The organism is Microcystis sp. BLCC-F210, from assembly GCF_042134685.1.
In the GTDB taxonomy this organism is placed as follows: Bacteria; Cyanobacteriota; Cyanobacteriia; order Cyanobacteriales; family Microcystaceae; genus Microcystis; species Microcystis aeruginosa_D.
In genome coordinates this window covers 1,083,815-1,101,820 of record NZ_CP169647.1, presented here as the reverse complement: position 1 = coordinate 1,101,820, position 18,006 = coordinate 1,083,815, and the positions used below count along the sequence as shown (strand labels likewise).

At 43.0% G+C, this 18,006-nt stretch carries 14 protein-coding genes and 1 pseudogene; 13 read left to right on the top strand and 2 right to left on the bottom strand.

The annotated features are described in order from the left end of the window. Window positions 1-78: 78 nt before the first annotated feature. Complete coding sequence (locus tag ACE3JL_RS05270) at window positions 79-612, bottom strand: DUF4330 domain-containing protein (protein ID WP_193960299.1); 534 nt, start codon at window positions 610-612, stop codon at window positions 79-81. A 212-nt stretch (window positions 613-824) separates the two neighbouring features. On the opposite strand from ACE3JL_RS05270, the gene speA reads away from it, so the two are divergent. From speA to priA, 6 genes are all read left to right on the top strand, one after another. Beyond that, window positions 825-2,864 (top strand): biosynthetic arginine decarboxylase, encoded by a 2,040-nt coding sequence (gene speA, locus ACE3JL_RS05265; RefSeq protein WP_375328995.1) that lies wholly within the window; start codon window positions 825-827, stop codon window positions 2,862-2,864. A gap of 77 nt (window positions 2,865-2,941) precedes the next feature. Beyond that, the gene (locus tag ACE3JL_RS05260) at window positions 2,942-4,960 is read left to right on the top strand and encodes a ribonuclease catalytic domain-containing protein (protein ID WP_271987807.1); all 2,019 of its coding nucleotides are present in this window, start codon (window positions 2,942-2,944) and stop codon (window positions 4,958-4,960) included. Window positions 4,961-5,956: 996 nt separating this feature from the next. Further along, complete coding sequence (locus tag ACE3JL_RS05255) at window positions 5,957-6,208, top strand: UPF0175 family protein (protein WP_002764591.1); 252 nt, start codon at window positions 5,957-5,959, stop codon at window positions 6,206-6,208. Continuing rightward, window positions 6,201-6,689 (top strand): DUF3368 domain-containing protein, encoded by a 489-nt coding sequence (locus ACE3JL_RS05250; RefSeq protein WP_271987806.1) that lies wholly within the window; start codon window positions 6,201-6,203, stop codon window positions 6,687-6,689. Before ACE3JL_RS05255 ends, ACE3JL_RS05250 begins: the two co-directional genes overlap by 8 nt. A gap of 607 nt (window positions 6,690-7,296) precedes the next feature. Continuing rightward, window positions 7,297-7,938, top strand: coding sequence for an LON peptidase substrate-binding domain-containing protein (locus ACE3JL_RS05245; RefSeq protein WP_271987804.1), 642 nt, complete (start codon window positions 7,297-7,299; stop codon window positions 7,936-7,938). 85 nt (window positions 7,939-8,023) lie between these two features. Next, complete coding sequence (priA, locus tag ACE3JL_RS05240; RefSeq protein WP_375328994.1) at window positions 8,024-10,513, top strand: primosomal protein N'; 2,490 nt, start codon at window positions 8,024-8,026, stop codon at window positions 10,511-10,513. Window positions 10,514-10,542: 29 nt separating this feature from the next. Here the strand turns inward: priA and ACE3JL_RS05235 are convergent. Then, a pseudogene (locus ACE3JL_RS05235) lies at window positions 10,543-10,983 on the bottom strand (DUF4351 domain-containing protein); the annotation flags it as partial. Between the two features lie 313 nt (window positions 10,984-11,296). On the opposite strand from ACE3JL_RS05235, the gene ACE3JL_RS05230 reads away from it, so the two are divergent. The 7 genes from ACE3JL_RS05230 to ACE3JL_RS05200 all read left to right on the top strand — a co-directional run bounded on the left by ACE3JL_RS05230 (window position 11,297) and on the right by ACE3JL_RS05200 (window position 17,846). Continuing rightward, window positions 11,297-11,521 (top strand): Calvin cycle protein CP12, encoded by a 225-nt coding sequence (locus ACE3JL_RS05230; protein ID WP_046661993.1) that lies wholly within the window; start codon window positions 11,297-11,299, stop codon window positions 11,519-11,521. Between the two features lie 175 nt (window positions 11,522-11,696). Next, a complete protein-coding gene (locus ACE3JL_RS05225; protein WP_375328993.1) occupies window positions 11,697-12,290 on the top strand; it encodes a DUF3177 family protein in 594 nt (197 codons plus the stop codon). Window positions 12,291-12,322: 32 nt separating this feature from the next. Next, the gene (locus ACE3JL_RS05220) at window positions 12,323-12,607 is read left to right on the top strand and encodes a hypothetical protein (protein ID WP_271992328.1); all 285 of its coding nucleotides are present in this window, start codon (window positions 12,323-12,325) and stop codon (window positions 12,605-12,607) included. A gap of 229 nt (window positions 12,608-12,836) precedes the next feature. Further along, window positions 12,837-13,847, top strand: a complete 1,011-nt coding sequence (gene egtD / locus ACE3JL_RS05215; protein ID WP_375329585.1) for an L-histidine N(alpha)-methyltransferase — start codon at window positions 12,837-12,839, stop codon at window positions 13,845-13,847. 40 nt (window positions 13,848-13,887) lie between these two features. Further along, the gene (ovoA, locus tag ACE3JL_RS05210; RefSeq protein WP_375328992.1) at window positions 13,888-15,243 is read left to right on the top strand and encodes a 5-histidylcysteine sulfoxide synthase; all 1,356 of its coding nucleotides are present in this window, start codon (window positions 13,888-13,890) and stop codon (window positions 15,241-15,243) included. Window positions 15,244-15,504: 261 nt separating this feature from the next. After that, window positions 15,505-15,939, top strand: a complete 435-nt coding sequence (locus ACE3JL_RS05205) for a VOC family protein (RefSeq protein WP_002740177.1) — start codon at window positions 15,505-15,507, stop codon at window positions 15,937-15,939. A gap of 134 nt (window positions 15,940-16,073) precedes the next feature. Then, window positions 16,074-17,846 (top strand): S8 family peptidase, encoded by a 1,773-nt coding sequence (locus ACE3JL_RS05200; RefSeq protein WP_271992330.1) that lies wholly within the window; start codon window positions 16,074-16,076, stop codon window positions 17,844-17,846. Window positions 17,847-18,006: the final 160 nt, after the last annotated feature.

Sequence of the window (18,006 nt, the reverse complement as noted above, 5' to 3'; positions counted from 1 at the left end):
ATTACTGGTCACTGATTACTGGTCACTGATTACTGGTCACTGATTACTGGTCACTGCTCACTGGTCACTGATTACTGATTAAGACCTTTTTGGTAAACGGACATCGATAACACTGGTGTTGAAATTATAATTATCTCCTTCCAACTCGATTAAAGTGCCAATTTTCACCTTTTGACCGCCAACAACCGCACCGGTATCGGTAACTTCCGCTTGACCACTGAGAGTCATAATCATATCTTGAGAATAGTTTTCTGTGCGGGGATCGGGTAGGACTTTCACACTACCATCTGGCTGCGGAACTAAGACATTTCTCGATAAAGCTTTAACATTTTTTATATCCACTTGACCGGCCGGTTGATTACGAATAACAATATTAGTTTTCTTCTCGGTATTGAATTGATTAATCAAAGCATTGGGATTGAGAACACTTAAACCTCGGACAATAACATCCACTTCTATGGGTTCTTTGGTAACTTGAGCGATCGTACTTTTACCACTTGTCCCCGGTACAACAAAAATACCGATAATTGTCAATAAAATTACTAAGGCCGCTCCAATATCAAGCAAGCTAAATTTACCGAATAAACGTCCTTTTGAGTCTAATAAATTCATAAGCAGTTCAGTATAAAATTTTTGGTAGAAGGGTGTTGGGGTGATGGGGGAATGGGGAGATTGGGGGGTGGGCTTTAGGGTGTACAAAGCGGCCCCTTGCCTTTTGCCTCCTGATGGCTAATAGATTCTATCACGATCGGAATCTTGGTCGCAGACAGGAAGTCTGACTTAAGATAGAATATCTGAGTCTCACACGGAGCGATCGATAGACAATGGCGGGTAAAACTCAACTTAAGAAACTAGAAAAGCAATTATCTCCAGTCGATCTGACCCCTTCTGACGGTGACAACCTCGAAAAAGTTGCCCCCGTTAAACACTGGTCGATCGAAGATAGCGAAAATCTCTATCGCATCCAAGGATGGGGAGAACCCTATTTCTCGATTAATGCCGCGGGAAATATTACCGTTTCGCCCCAAGGAGAAAGGGGAGGTTCTTTGGACTTATACGAGTTAGTTTCAGGAATTAAGCGGCGAAATATCGGTTTGCCCTTACTAATTCGGTTTAGTGATATTTTGGAAGACCGGATCGAGCGTCTGAATGCCTGTTTTAATCGAGCGATCGCCCGTTATAATTATCCCAATGTCTATCGCGGTGTCTATCCGATCAAGTGCAATCAACACCGTCACATCGTCGAGTCTTTAGTGCGTTTTGGCAAACCCTATCAATTTGGGTTGGAGGCTGGTTCAAAACCAGAGCTAATGATTGCTTTAGCTACCCTAGAACCTGTCTTAAGCGGCAAAAATGATAAAACACAACCATTGCTAATTTGTAACGGCTATAAGGACAAAGAATACCTAGAAACTGCTCTTTTGACCACTCGTCTCGGTCATCGGCCTTTGATTGTCATCGAACAATTGGAAGAATTATATTTAACCCTGCGCGTCAGTCGTCAGTTAGGAATTGCCCCACATTTGGGAGTGCGTGCGAAACTGGGGACAAAAGGGGTGGGCCGTTGGGGATGTTCCACGGGAGACCGGGCAAAATTCGGTTTAACCGTCCCGGAAATCTTGACGGTGGTGACGGAATTAGAACAAGCGGGGATGTTAGATTGTCTGCAACTGCTGCACTATCATATCGGGTCGCAAATCTCCGCTATTAGCGTCATTAAGGATGCCATTCGCGAAGCTAGTCAGATTTATGTGGAATTAGCGAAATTAGGGGCAAATATGACCTATCTCGATGTGGGGGGTGGTTTAGGGGTCGATTACGATGGCTCAAAAACTAACTTCTACGCCTCAAAAAACTACAATATGCAGAATTATGCCAATGATATCGTGGCTGAAGTCAAAGAAGCTTGTGAAGATGCCCAGATTTCACCCCCAATTCTCATCAGTGAAAGTGGCCGGGCGATCGCTTCTCATCAATCGGTGTTAGTCTTTGATATCTTGGGTAGTAGTGAGGTTCCCCAAAATCCCCCCGATCCCTGCAATGGGAAAGAACACCTCATCCTCCGTAATCTCTGGGAAACCTACACGGGTATCGATGAGCGCAATTATCAGGAAGCTTATCACGATGCGGGACAGTTCAAAGAGGAGGCGATTAGTCTGTTTAATTTCGGTTATCTCAGTCTCAAAGAACGGGCGAGAGCCGAACAATTGTACTGGGCTTGTTGTCACAAAATTCTGCAAGTGGCCCGACAAGAGGATTATGTTCCCGATGACTTGGAAGACTTAGAGCAAATTATGGCCTCAATTTATTATGCCAATCTCTCGGTTTTTCAGTCAGTTCCCGATAGTTGGGCGATCGATCAACTATTTCCAATTATGCCGATCCATCGTCTCGATCGAGAACCTACTCAAAGAGGAATTCTCGCCGATTTAACCTGTGATAGTGATGGGAAAATTGCCCAGTTTATCGATTTGCGCGGGGACGTAAAATCTGTTTTAGAATTGCATCCGTTGGAGTACAAAAACGGGAAACATTCTCCAGAACCCTATTATCTAGGAATGTTTTTGGTGGGTGCTTATCAAGAGATTATGGGCAATTTACATAATCTTTTTGGCGATACTAACGTGGTACATATTCAGATGAGTCCCAAGGGATACGATATCGAGTATCTAGTCAAAGGAGATACGATCACGGAAGTATTAGGTTATGTGCAGTATTCTGCGGAAGACCTGTTAGAAAGAATTCGTCTTCGTTGTGAACAAGCTTTGCAGGAAAATCGCATGACGGTGGAAGAATCCCAATTACTCCTACAGGATTATGAACGCAGTTTGCGACGTTATACCTATCTAGTGGGTGGGGATTGATGATTGCTCTTGCCGATCGAGTAATCGATCGAGGATGATAGAAAATAGACAAAATAGATAGGCAGTAAGGGGAAGCAGTGGAAAAGGGAACGCTGGTAGAATTTCGGGTGCAAGGAGAAAGGCGCTTAGGGGTGATCGATCGCCCAGAAGGGAAAAAAGATTGGATCGTCATCGATCAAGGGGGAAACCCGCATAAACTGCGTCCCCAACGCTTCGATTACATTATCAAGGGTGGTCCGTCCAACCATAAGGAGATTGGCAATTTTCTGCGGGAAGTCCAACCCTATCTAGACCCTAGTGGTTTAGAAGTGGCCTGGGAATTATTAGCTGGGGAAAATCAGTTAGTCACTCCCGAAACCATGGCCGAGATCCTCTTTTCCGATCGCAGTCCCCAGTTTTGCTATGCAGCCCATTGTCTCTTGAGTGATGATAAAGTTTATTTTAAAAATAAAGGGGATGGTTACGAGGCCCGCTCGGAAAATCAGGTAGAGGAAATCAAACACCAGCTAGAGGTGGAACAACAGCGTCAACGGGAAAAAAGCCAATTTCTCCAACGTCTCCAACAGGCCCTAGCCGGTGAAACGGTAGAATGGTCAGAAAGCGATCGAAGTCGTCTGGAATCTCTAGAAAAATTTATCCTCCAACCCGAACAAAAATATCCGGCAGTCATGGACATACTCTCGCTGCTGGGCCGTTCCCAAACCCCCGAGGCTGCTTTTGAATTGTTAGTCGATTTGAAATGGTGGAGTAGTCACGAAAACCTTTTCCTGCGACGCAGTTCCTACCCTGTTCAATTCTCGAAAAAGGTACTTGATGTGACGCGTCTTAATTTACTCAATCCCCCTGCGGATGCGGATGTCAACAATCGTCTTGATTTAACCCACCAAAAAATTTATACCATCGACGATGAAAGTACCGAGGAAATCGATGACGGATTATCGGTGGAAATTCTCGCGGATGGTGGTCATCGTCTCTGGATTCATATTGCCGATCCTAGCCGTTTAGTGCTTCCCGATGACGAATTAGACCTAGAAGCGCGTCGTCGCAGTACCAGTCTCTATCTTCCCACGGGAATGGTTCCCATGTTTCCCCTAGAGTTGGCCGCCGGTCCAATGAGTTTGGTACAGGGTAAACTTTGTCCCGCATTGAGTTTTGGGGTAATCCTCGATGAAACGGGGGCGATCGCCGATTATCGCATCCATCCTAGTACAATTAAACCTACCTATCGCCTCACCTACGAAGATGTGGACGAAATGTTACATCTGGATCTGCAGCATGAACCGGAAGTGAAGATTCTCAACCGTTGGGCAAAACAACGCCACGCATGGCGCAAATCTCAGGGATCGATTAACATCCAAATGCCAGAATCATCTATTAAGGTGAAGGCTAACGACGAAATTATCGTAGAATTGCAGGAAGTTTCCCCATCTCGGCAATTAGTAGCGGAAATGATGATTTTAGCCGGAGAAATCGCCGGTCGCTACTGTCAAGAACACGAGATCCCCGTGCCTTTCCGCGGACAACCACAACCGGAATTACCCCCCGATGAGGAGTTAATTTTACTACCTGCGGGCCCGGTGCGTTCCTGTGCCTTGCGTCGCTGTATGCCGCGCAGTGAGATGACGACGATTCCTAACCGTCATGCTAGTCTGGGATTGAATACCTATTCCCAAGTAACTTCGCCAATTCGCCGTTATACTGACCTTTTAACCCATTTTCAACTAAAAGCCCATCTTCGGGGCGATCAACTGCCTTTTACCCGGGATAGAATGCAGGAAATTCTCTATAGTGTCGCTAGTTCGGCCGTGGAAGCCACCTCGGTGGAACGACAAACTAATCGTTATTGGAGTTTGGAATTTTTGCGACGACAGGGAGATCAAGTCTGGCAAGCTCTGGTATTACGCTGGCTGCGGGAAGAGGAAAATTTAGGCTTGATTTTATTGGAGGAATTGGGGTTAGAATTACCCCATCGTTTTGAGCGCTCGGTATCTTTAGGCGATCGCTTTCAAGTACAAGTTAGTCGCTCTGATCCCCACCGCGATGAGATCCGTTTTCGCGAGTTATCGGGTTTTGAGGTTTCTTCCCAAGCAAGTTAATCCCTCGCGGAGCAGCAATTCTCATTTTAAGGTTTCATGACATTAAAACCCTTGCACCCAGAGGGGTTAATAATTCTTAACGAATCTCTAGATCGCTGAAACAACGCAAAATCGTTTCAAAATGAGAATTGCTGCTCGCGGAGTCAGGAGTCAGGAGTCGGGAGATAGGGTGATAGGGATTTAGGGGTTTAGGGAAATTTCAGCCAAATGCTCCACTACCCCACTACCCCACACCCTGCCACCACCGAAAAGCTTTTTGCCGCAAACCCTAAATAAGGTTCTTCGGTTTGTGTTATGCAACGTACAGGATTATAAGGAATGAAACTTTTATAGAGAAAGGCATTTAGCGATTTTTGTCAATTGTTTTCGATCTAGAGCGAACTAATCAATTAAGTCTTTTGCCAGATAAGAATTTAGTCGATTTATGCCACCCTATCGAACTATACTAAGTAACGAAGAACCATACTTGTCAATGTAAAGTTTTATTACAGGATTCAACGTTTCTGACCCTGATGTTCTCTATTCTCTGGTTACTCATCAACCCATTCAACTCTTACAAAAAAGCCAGAATCAAGATTCTCTAAGTCAGGTAGTTGTTTGAGAGTCATTGACAAATTGAGATGTTCTCGTTAGGGTTGGGGTAGTTTTCTGCTATTCAATCAGTTTTTTCTACCATAATCATCTGTATTTCACTATGCAACAATTATCTCTTTCTCCCCCCGTACATTTGAACTAAATTGCGTTAAAAGAAGTTCTCGATCGATAGAGCTTGCCTTTTTTATTCGCTAAAATTAGCAACCCCACCTGAAACCCCATCCGCTACCCATACATTGCCATAAAACCGCAGAGGTTTGGTTTCCAAATCCTTAAAGACAAGATAGGCTGCACCTGCCTATTCTGTCGGTTGGAGGGGGGAAACCCGTTACTGATTCTGCTCACAGAGAAGGACTAATTTTATTGGTGTAGAATAGAGACAATTATTGAGAGAGAAAGAAAATGAGCACTATTTCCCTGGAAATCCCTGAAGAAATCTTAATTAGTCTCAAAGAAACTCCTGAAAATCTATCAAGAGAATTAAAAATATTGGCAGCCGTTAAACTTTTTGAACTTGATAAGTTATCTTCAGGGCGAGCGGCACAATTAGCCGGTATGTCACGGGTAGAATTTTTAACTATTTTGGGACGTTATCAAGTCTCCCCTTTTTCTTTAACGACTGAACAATTGGAACAAGATATTGTCAATGCCTAATCCTCAAATCATTGTCAACACCTCTCCTCTACTGTACTTACATCAAGTGGGCTACTTGGAATTACTCCAACGCTTGTATTCTCAAATCCTGACTCCTCCAGCAGTGGTCGAAGAATTAGCAATCGGTAAAAATAAAGGAATTGATGTTCCCAATATTCAGGCAATTGAAGGGATTTCAATTACTCTGGTTAAATCAGTCAGTCTAATTCCAGCTATTATTGATTTAGGGCAAGGAGAAGCAGAGGTATTAGCTTTGGGATTAGAAAATCCAGATAGTTTACTGATTTTTGATGATCAATTAGCCCGACGTATTGCCAATTTATATCGCTTAAAATATTCAGGAACGCTTGGTGTTTTAGTTAAAGCGAAGCAGCAGGGCTATCTATCTTCTGTTGCTCCCGTTATTGCTAAGTTACGCCATCAAGGAATGTGGCTAACTGATAAAGTTGTCAATGATGTTCTTCGATTAGCTGGAGAGTAAGTATGCTAAAAAAAAGGCTCTTCGTTACTTGGTATGGTTCTATAGGGGAGCATAAATCGACTAAATCCTTATCTGGCAAGAGACTTAATTGATTAGTTCGCTCTAGACAAAAATAATTGACAAAAATCGCTAAATGCCTTTCTATACAAGGTTTACATCCTCTATAACCCCCGTTCATTGCATAACATAAACCGAAGAGCCAGATAACTAAAATTCTTTGATATAACTGAACTTCTCTAGTGTAAATGTACTAGCTATCTAAACATGGCTACAGAGGAAATCGCTTACTCTAGAGATTGATGACACTATCTGTTACGATCAAGTTAGCGATCGCTAGACAGCCAACTCCACAGAATCGCTCTACTTCAGATACAGTCAACGGTAAAGCGGCTCGACGGCTCGACTGAGCATCGCCGAACGTCCATTTTCAAGTGAAAAATGTACCCAGTAGCCTCTTTTGAATTTTTTCTGAGAAGCTCCATAAGGGTTTTGTTAATTTTTTAGTATTTCTGTACGTCGAGATTGACTCCTGTCCATTACCCCTACCTAGCGGTTCAGGGGGGATTGTGTAAAAATAAGAGAAGATCGGTTTTTTTTTACTAAACCTATGGCCACTTCTTCCATTGCCGTTAGAGAATTACCTCTCTTTCCCCTACCCGAAGTTGTTTTATTTCCGGGTCGTCCCCTGCCCCTGCACATCTTCGAGTTTCGCTATCGGATTATGATGAATACGATATTGGAAGAGGATCGGCGTTTTGGGGTCTTAATGGTAGATCCGTCCACGGGAGAAATCGCTAAAGTGGGAAGTTGTGCGGAAGTTGTCCGTTGTCAACGTCTTCCGGATGATCGCTTAAAAATTCTCACCATCGGTCAACAGCGCTTCCGCGTCCTAGAATACATCCGGGAAAAACCCTATCGCGTCGGTTTAGTGGAGTGGATTGAAGATGTCCCCACCACCCAAGATCTGCGACCTCTGGCCAAAGAAGTGGATCGACTGCTGCGGGATGTGGTTCATTTGTCAGCAAAATTAACCGCTCAAAAAATTGAACTCCCCGACGATTTGCCTAGTCTTCCCCTCGAATTATCCTACTGGGTGGCGGGTAATCTCTACGGTGTGGCCGGGGAGCAACAAGCTTTATTAGAAATGGTCGATACAGTCAGTCGTCTGCAACGAGAATCGGAAATTCTCACCTCGACTCGCAATCATCTGGCCGCTCGCACTGCTCTTAAAGATGCTTTAAATCAATGAACTTTAGGTTTTTAAGCTTCAGGAGATGGCAACGGAAAACGGCAATTTTCCACTTAAGACTATCCACAGCTAATAACTGATAACCATGCTCGATCGCCATGCTACCCTAACTGTAGGGGAACCTCGCACACCTTACCAATTAACCACAACTGGGCAACTGTGGTTAGAGGTTTTGGTCGATCGCCCTTATCCCAGAGATAGTCAAGAGGATCAGCAAATATTAACCTATAGTGTCCCCTCGGATTTAACGGTAGAAATCGGCGATATTTTAAGCGTTCCTTTCGGTTCTCAGGTCATAGGGGGAATTGCTCTTAGATTTCTCGAAAATTTGCCCGCAGGACTGGAAGAAAGTCAAATTCGTCCCGTGGAAGATGTGATTGCTCAGGGCTTTTTCCCCGATAATTATTGGCAGTTATTGACGAAAATCGCCCAATACTATGCCACGGATTTAATCACCGTTGTTCGCGTCGCTTTACCTCCTGGTTTACTGCGAAGTTCTCAACGTCGCATCAGATTAAAACCAGAAGCGATTCCTCCCGGTGCGGAAGTTTTTTGTACTCCCTTCTCCCGTCAGATTTTATCCCTGCTCAAAAATCAAAAAGAAGGCGATTATTCGGCGAAATACCTGCAAGAAAAAGTAAAAAATGCTAATTACGGTATCCGAGACTTAGTTAAGCGCGGTTGGGTAGAAAGTTATCTAGAAGCACCCAAAAGTCCTAATATTAAGCTAAAAAAAGCTATTACCTTGCTGATAACCGACTTTCCTACGGATTTAACCGAAAATCAACGCAAAATTGTCGAAATTTTACGTCACCAGGGAGGGGAAATGTGGCTGCCAGAATTGGCACAACTTGCGGGGACAAAACATTTTAAACCACTCATTGACAAGGGTTACGTAGTTGTTCAGGAGCGGGAATTTCTCCGCTTATCCTCGGCGATTATGAGCAGGGATCAACCAAAAACACTCACTTCTAGCCAAAAACAGGCTTTAGAAGCTATTCAAACCCTAAAAGGTGGTGAAAGCACTCTCTTACATGGAGTGACGGGATCGGGTAAAACAGAAGTCTATCTACAGGCGATCGCACCTATCCTAGCAGCGGGTAAATCTGCTTTGGTTTTAGTCCCCGAAATTGGATTAACACCGCAACTAACCGATCGTTTTGTGGCCCGTTTTGGCGATCGAGTCTATGTTTATCATAGCGCCCTCTCGGAAGGAGAAAGATACGATACTTGGCGACAGATGTTGACAGGAACCCCACAAGTTATTATCGGGACGAGATCGGCGATTTTTGCCCCTTTACCCCATCTAGGCATGATTATCCTCGATGAAGAACACGATAGCAGCTTTAAACAAAGTCAATTACTTCCCACCTATCACGCGCGTACCGTGGCTAAATGGCGCTCTCAATTAAACCATTGTCCCGTAATTTTAGGCTCGGCCACGCCATCCCTAGAAACATGGCTAGAATCCCAAGCTAATCCCCCTCTTTACCTATCTTTGCCCGATCGTATTCAAAATCGCCCCTTACCGCAGGTGGAAATCGTCGATATGCGACGAGAATTGCAGCGAGGTAATCGTTCTCTTTTCAGTCAATCCCTGCGTTCAGCGCTGGAAACCCTGCGCGACAAGGGAGAACAGGCAATTTTATTTGTCAGTCGTCGGGGACATAGTACCTTTGTATCTTGCCGAAGTTGCGGTTATGTGCTGGAGTGTCCCCACTGTGATGTCTCCCTCTCCTATCACCACACCGAACCGGGAGCGCAAGAATTACTCCGCTGTCACTACTGCAACTATGGTCGCATCCATCCGAAACAATGTCCTGAATGCGGTTCTCCCTATCTAAAATTTTTCGGTACTGGTACTCAGCGCGTCACCCAAGAATTAAGCAAAGAATTTCCTGATTTGCGCTGCCTGCGTTTTGATAGTGATACCACCCGCAACAAAAATGCTCCCCGGGAACTATTAAAACTATTTACTGATGGTGAATTCGATGTCTTAGTCGGAACCCAAATGCTCACCAAAGGATTAGATATCGATCGAGTTACTTTAGTAGGAGTAATGGCAGCCGATGGTTTACTTTATCACTCCGATTATCGCGCCTCCGAACGCGCTTTTCAAACCCTCACTCAAGTAGCAGGGAGAGCAGGAAGGGGAGACACAGAAGGAAAGGTAATTATCCAGACCTATACTCCCGAACATCCCGTGATTAGAGCAGTACAAACCCACGATTATGAGGGTTTTGTCGAGACGGAATTAATGCAGAGAGAGGGGTTAAATTATCCTCCCTACGGCAGTTTAGTCTTAATTCGCTTTAGTGGTTTAGATGGGGAAGCAGTGCAGAAAAGTGCTGAAAATGTCGCAGAGGAATGTGTTAATAATTTCGGTTCCGATTGGGATATTTTGGGACCCGCACCCGCAACAATTATGCGCGTGGCTAACCGTTATCGCTGGCAAATTCTGTTAAAATTATCAGGAGACAAGGCTGATATCAGTGGTCTTTTGCGTCCTTTGAAAAGCTTAGTTTTAGCCAAGGTAAGTATGGCGATCGATGTTGACCCCTTAACTATAGAATAATCAAGGATGAATGAGATGATCGCCATTGCTCACGGATGCAACCAGTCATCTAAATCCGTCAGATTGTCAAAGTCTAATAAAGCGAGTCCTAAGTCTTCTAACCGCTCCACAGGAAGGTTACGGATGGTTTCCTCAAGATTTTGCGGTATTTCACCGAAACGTCGTTGAAGAAGTCTAATAACCAACTTTAATGCTTCCTGCTGTACCCCTTCTTGAACCGCTTGTTCCCTATCCTGTTGGTAAAGTGGAGCTAAACGCATAATAAACTCCCTATCCTCCTGTGTTTTTTTCGATAACGCTTCTAGATTTCTACTCGAATTATACAATAAGTTTAAGGAAGCCGATTTTAGGGGATTATTCGGCGATAATCTGGCTAATTCATCGATAGCTCTCTCTCTTGTTCCTCCTCTACCCAATAATCTTAGCCATAATGTCTCTGGGATTGGGGGTAATTGATGAATGACGACAATAAGCTAAGACGTATTTAAACCGCTTATTCTCAGATTAGCCGAATCTCCCCCAATTCTCCCGAAGTCGGGAGATTCGATATATGGTTCTGCTCGCTGTCTATCCTGGGGAAAAATTCCTCTGGCATTTCTCCAGTGAGGAATGTAGGCTAAAAATTGGCCCCGTCAGGAAATCTTGATGTTAAATTCCTCAAAAATTGCGCTAGGATCGGCTTCATAGCACAGGAAAGGCGATCGAGTGGGATAACCGATCCTATGGTTTGAGAAGGTGACTGTATAATTGTTAGAGTGTCAATAGATCAATTCCAGAGGAATCATGAGCAATATCCAAGATAAAATTCAAGAAGAGCTAGAAAACGCCAGAACCGTCTGTAGTACGGAAGGTGCCACCTCTGGCGAATGCGCCGCCGCTTGGGATGCGGTGGAAGAATTACAAGCAGAAGCCGCTCACCAACGTCAGGACCACCCCCAAAAAACCTACTTCCAAAAGTATTGTGATGATAATCCCGATGCCGCCGAGTGTCGCGTTTATGACGATTAATGGAGTCGGGCAACGGTTTTTTCTCTCCTCACAGTAGAATCCTAGCTTTAGGGCGATCTCAGCTATAAAGGGATCGCCCCTCGTTTTTTTGTTTGTTGGTCAAGCTGTGGCCGATTTTGGCTCCCGCACCGGAAGACAGTAAAATGTTGACAGTGTAATTATGTCTAAATAATTTATGAATCAACTTTGGTTTCGTCCTCTCGTTTGGATAGATTATCGTTTAGCCGTCCTATTTACGGTGATTATTCCGGCAATTTTGTTAATTTGGTCTTTATTTGCAAAAATCGAATCATTACAAAAATTGTTGATTATCTATTGGCGAGTGGCTAGTCTTTTATTAATTACCGTATATTTAATGATCGCTTCCTGGCCGATTGGTTTTGTCACCAGTTTTTTAGCTAAGATTTTAATCCCGATTTCCCTCTGGTTTTGGGTGGATATTAACGATGAAATTAAAGATTTACCCTCCAGTCCAATTAAATTTGTCACCACTGCTTGGCGTTGGGCAGTCACGATTTATTGTCCTTTGGGCGCGATTTCTACCTTACCTTTTCTCTCCTGTGCTATGTCAGGGGAATTGCTAAATTCTCCCTATTGTCAGGTTTGGCAGGAAGCACCCTGGCAGTTTCGCGAGATTTTTCATTCAGAAGCTACCGCTAATGTTTTGGGCTTTTTTGGTTTGGTTGGTCTCTCTTTTTATACTCTCTATTTTTCCCATTTTCTTCTTATTCGCCTTGGCAAACAGGGACGTTCAGCTTTACAACAGTAAGTTTTTAGCTATCGATGATTAGCCATTTTTCTATGAATATTGGTCAACAACTCGAACAATACACCCTCAAAAATCCCCAGGAGGTTTTATTAGTGACTATTGCTGTGGATGAGGAGGAGGAAGAAATCTCTATTTTTAAAGGTTTTTCTAGTTCCCTTACCCGCAGCACTCCCTACGATCCCGATATTCCGATCATTCCTGAAACGGCTAGAATTATTAGGATAGATCGTCTTGCTAGTCCCTATCATCCCCTTAATCCTCGCTATATCCAAGAAAATCTTAGCTTAGAGGAAATGCAGTCTTTACTGATTAATTAAACCAGTAATTTTACTTGAATAACATCAGCACTCATCTTGAGCGATTTAACAGCTTTTATTGAGGATCCATAAACTTTGTTTATCTAGACGAGAGAGAAATTTTGCGGCGTTTTAGTGGTAAGATTATCCGGGAACAATAATCTCTGCCAGCATTGAAGCTGTCCAAGTGGATTTCATCCTCGGTATCGATCGAGAACAATCAAAAAACTGGAGAATAATCGAAGAATCTATGCAACTTAAACAACCTAACCAAGAACTGTTACAAATTGAGTATTTAGCCACCGTTGCTACGGGACAAAATATAGTTAGAGATGATGGTAAAGATGTGATTGAAGGATTAACTAAAACTCCCAAAAGTTTACCATCTAAATATTTTTATGATCGGCAAGGTTCGCAACTTTTTGAAGAAATCTGTCAATTGCCAGAATACTATCCCACTAGGACAGAAGCGGCTATTCTCCAGGAATATGCTCAAGAAATTGTCGCTTATACAGGAGCATGCGAATTGATCGAATTAGGTAGTGGTAGTTCCACTAAAACTCGTCTGTTATTGGACGCTTACTATCAGCAAAAAAAATCCTCTAAATATGTACCTATTGATGTTAGTGAAACTATTCTCCAAGCTAGTGCCATAGAATTACAAAAAGAATATCCTAATTTACCAATTCAGGGGTTAATTGGAACCTATGAACAGGCTCTAGCCTACTATCAAAATGCTGCCGATAATACCAGAATGATTTTTTTCTTGGGAAGTTCTTTCGGTAATTTCTCTGCAGCTGAATGTGACAAATTTTTACAAAAAATTGCCACTGTATTAAAAGCTGGAGATTATTTTTTATTAGGGATTGATCTGCAAAAACCAGCGGCAATTCTAGAAGCAGCTTATAATGATGCTCAAGGGGTAACAGCCGCTTTTAATTTAAATATACTTTCCCATTTAAATTGGCGTTTTCAAGCTGATTTTAACCTTGACTTATTTAGTCATCAAGCTATCTATAATCAAGATAAATCTCAAATTGAAATATATTTAATTTGTCAAAAAAATCACCCTGTGCATCTCAAAAAACTTGATTTAACAGTTAATTTTCAAGCATCGGAGAGTATTTTAACGGAAATCTCCCGTAAATTCAACCTAGCAACTATGCAAAAAGACCTAGAATCAAAAGGATTAAACCCGCTCAAGGTTTTCACCGATCCTGAAAATTTATTCGGTTTAATTCTGTGTCAATTACCCCTGTAAATAATGAGAAAATTATTAGCAGTAATAGAGGCATTAAAACATGGAAAAGATGCAAGCACAGGCTCCTATTTCTCTAAGTAACTGTAGTCGAGAAAATATACTAGACTATTTTGAAAATGCTTGGCAATTAGAGGAGCTGCTGTTAAAAAGCATCATCAAAGAAGAAGCTTTTTATTGTAACCCTGACGATTTAAGAAATCCCCTCATTTTTTATTTAGGTCACGCTGCCGCTTTTTATCTGAATAAATTGCAACTGGTTAACCTATTAAAAAAAAGCCCTAATCCTGACTATGAATTATTGTTTGGAGTGGGAGTAGATCCAGCAACTCCTGAAGAATTAAACTCTGCCATCGCTCATATTCAGTGGCCTAGGGTGGATAAAGTTTGGGAATATCGGCAACAAGTCTATGAAATTGTGGTCGAAATAATTAAAAATGTACCCCTCAATCTTCCTATTCATCCGCAGCATTCTCTCTGGTCATTAATGATGGGAATTGAGCATCAGCGTGTTCACTTTGAAACATCTTCAATGTTACTCAGACAACTGCCCTTAGATTGTCTGCAACGTCCTTCCGGTTGGCATTATGCCCCTTCTTTTGGTCAAGCTAGTCCTAATCAAATGGTGGAGGTTTCTGGGGGAATAGTAGAAATTGGTAAACCCCAGGATTCTCCTGTTTATGGTTGGGATAACGAGTATGGTTATCGTCAAGTTCAAGTTAACAATTTTCTGGTGAGTAAATATATGATTACCAACGGAGAATTTAAAGAATTTGTCCATGATGGTGGCTACGAAAATCCCTGCTATTGGGATGAGGAAGCTTGGCAATGGAAAAATCATTATCGAGTCAAATATCCTAAATTTTGGCTGGTAGATGAGCGCGGAAATTATCAATATCGAGCCATGTTTGATGCTCTCGATTTACCTCTCGATTGGCCAGTAGAAGTGAACTATTATGAAGCGATCGCCTACTGTCGTTTTCAAGGTCAAGGAATACGTTTAATGAGGGAAGCTGAGTGGAATTTAGCTACCTATGGCAGTCAAAAAAATCGATGTTATACCCTAGAAAACGATAACTTTGATGACTATAACCTCAATTTAAAATTCTGTTCTCCCAATCCCGTGGGAATGTTAAAAAATACAGGCAATAACTCAGAAATTTATGACTTACGCGGTAACGTCTGGGAATGGCTAGAAGATGATTTTAATCCCCTAACTAACTTTGAACCCCATTACCTCTATACTGACAATTCCACTCCTTTCTTTAATAGTCAACATAAAATGATGTTAGGAGGAGCTTGGGTGACTAACGGCACAGAAATTCTACCCTACTATCGCAATTGGTTTCGCCGGAATTTTTATCAACACGCTGGTTTTAGAATTGCGCAAAGTCTTTAGGTAAGGTGTGGGGTGTAGGGTGTGGGGTGTAGGGTGTGGGGTTTTATCGATTTTCAGGGAAAAAGTGCCTAATTTTCCCCCCCGATTACTGCAAAGGCCAGCACTTTTTGATGTCAAACAAAGCCTAAAGATATTATCCAATAAGGTTTTTAGATTTATTCGGCCAATCCTAGGTAATTGCCAATTTAAAAAAATTCTTGGAAAAGTCGTCCCTCGATCGCTAGAATGGAACCTAGTAGAATGCCGATAAACTTGATCGCCATGAATCAACCCGCAATTTTTCATCTCGCTATTCCGATTACCGATGTGTCCACTGCTAAAAGCTTTTACTGTGATGGTTTAGGTTGTTTAGCAGGAAGGGAAACCGAGAAAGCGATAATCTTAAATTTCTATGGTCATCAGGTAGTCGCTCACGTCACCGAAATGCCTCTTACTCCCCAAAATAGCATTTATCCCCGCCATTTTGGTCTAATTCTGCCGGATGCCAGGGATTGGGACAATCTTCTCGAAAAAGCACGAGTCAATCAACTAAAATTTTATCTAGAACCAAAAACTCGCTTTAATGGGGAGATAACCGAACATAAAACCTTTTTCCTAGAGGATCCTTTCTATAATCTCCTCGAATTTAAACATTATCGCCACTACGAAGCTATTTTTGCCAGTCGGCAATTAACAGCGATCGGCGATCGAGCTTAAAATAAACAACAGGTGACTTTTTGTGACTGGTTAGTCCTATTCTCAATCGAGACAAAAATAGGGGAACTTCCCTCAGATTTTCTCATCGAAACTAAAAAAACCTTGGCTTGTAATGATCCATTCTTAGGAAATCTATGAAAAAAATTTTATTGTTAGCCCTATTTGTTATCGGTCTGGGATTTGCTCTCTTTAACTTTACTGGATTAGCACATCGGGGCGAATATCAATCAATTTTAATCGATTTTAAGGACGATGTACCAGTCAGCGTCCTCGATGAGCAGTTAAATACTGTTAACAAAAAAGCGGGAAAAACCACTAGTTTAAATAGTATTTTTTCCATTGATGAACATCTTTACACCGTGGCAGGAGATAGCAAACTACTGAAAACTCTCCGCAATTCCGACCTAAAAAAATACACCGAATCGATCGAACCCGATTATATTTATCATGCTTTTATCGCCCCCAATGACCCCGACTATAGCAAACAGTGGAACCTGCGGGGAATTAACATCGAACGCGCTTGGGAAGAAAATCACGGTGAAGGAATTACCGTCGCCGTCATTGATACAGGTGTATCAAAAGTTCCCGATCTGCGAGAAACCGAGTTTGTGGAAGGCTACGACTTCGTCAATGATCGCAGCAATTCCGAGGACGATAACGGTCACGGAACCCATGTAGCGGGAACAATTGCCCAATCGACCAATAATAACTATGGGGTAGCTGGCATCGCCTACAAAGCCAAAATTATGCCCCTCAAGGTGCTTTCCGGGACGGGTGGGGGAACCGTGGGAGATATTGCCGAAGCGATCCGTTTTGCCGTCGATAATAAAGCCGATGTCATCAATATGAGTTTAGGGGGTGGAGGCGAAACCCAAGTAATGAAAGAGGCGATCGAATACGCCTATAGTAAAGGTGTGGTAATCGTCGCCGCTGCCGGTAATGCCGATGATAATTCCGCCGCCTATCCTGCCCGTTTTCCCCACGTTATCGGCGTTTCTGCGGTAGATGCTTCCGGAAATAAAGCCCCCTATTCTAATTTCGGAGCCGGAATCGATATTGCTGCCCCCGGCGGCTCCGATACGGGTAAAATTATCCAAGAAACCATCGATCCCGCTAAGGGGGGTGAACCGGCGTTCCTCGGTTTTCAGGGAACCAGCATGGCAGCCCCTCACGTTGCTGGGGTGGTAGCTTTAATTAAGGCTACGGGAATTAAAGAACCCAATGCAGTTTTAGAGGTTTTGCAACAGTCAGCCCGTAAGATCAATGATGATCCCTTTAATCATTTTGGTGCCGGACAATTAGACGCAGGCAATGCCGTACAATTAGCATTAAAAGGACAGATTACTTTCCGGGATTTTTGGCGTTGGTTGCGCGATAACGGTTATCTCAATCCCCGTTTCTGGATTGATGGCGGTGCGGTGGCGGTTTTACCCAAAATGGCTATGGTTTTGGGTTCTTATCTCCTCGCTTGGTGGCTGAGAAATTATTTTCCCTTCCCCTGGAACGGATTTTTGAATGCTGGTCTAATTTTTGGCAGTTCTGGCTTATTTTTCCTCAGAGGTCTTTATATCTTCGATTTACCCCAATGGCCTTTCCGAGTGATGGGTAGTTCTCTTTCTGACCTAGGAGGCGTTATTCAGGGAAGTTCTGCCCTTAATCCGCTTTTTGCCAGTGTTATCCTGCCCTTTGTCCTGATTGCTCTGCTTTTGAGTCATCCCCAAGCAAAATGGTTAGCGGTGGGAGTCAGTTTAGCCATGGCGGTGACTTTAGGTATCAGCGCTATTATCCATCCTACTCTGATCTGGTTAGGTTCTGGTGCGATCGCTCAGGCGTTTTTGGGCGTAAATGCGCTTTTATGTCTCGGTTTAGGTTATTTAGCCCTAAAAAGTGCTACTTCATCCCGATAGGCTTGAACAGGGGTTACAATGGGACAACGAAGGTGATTTACCGATAAAAACCTCTTTGGTTTTGGTATCTTCCTTTGTTTTGCATTGAGTTCTCCTACAACAGCAGCCTCGGACATTAACCGAGGTTTTTTCTTTATGATGTATGTTAACTTCTAAGGGG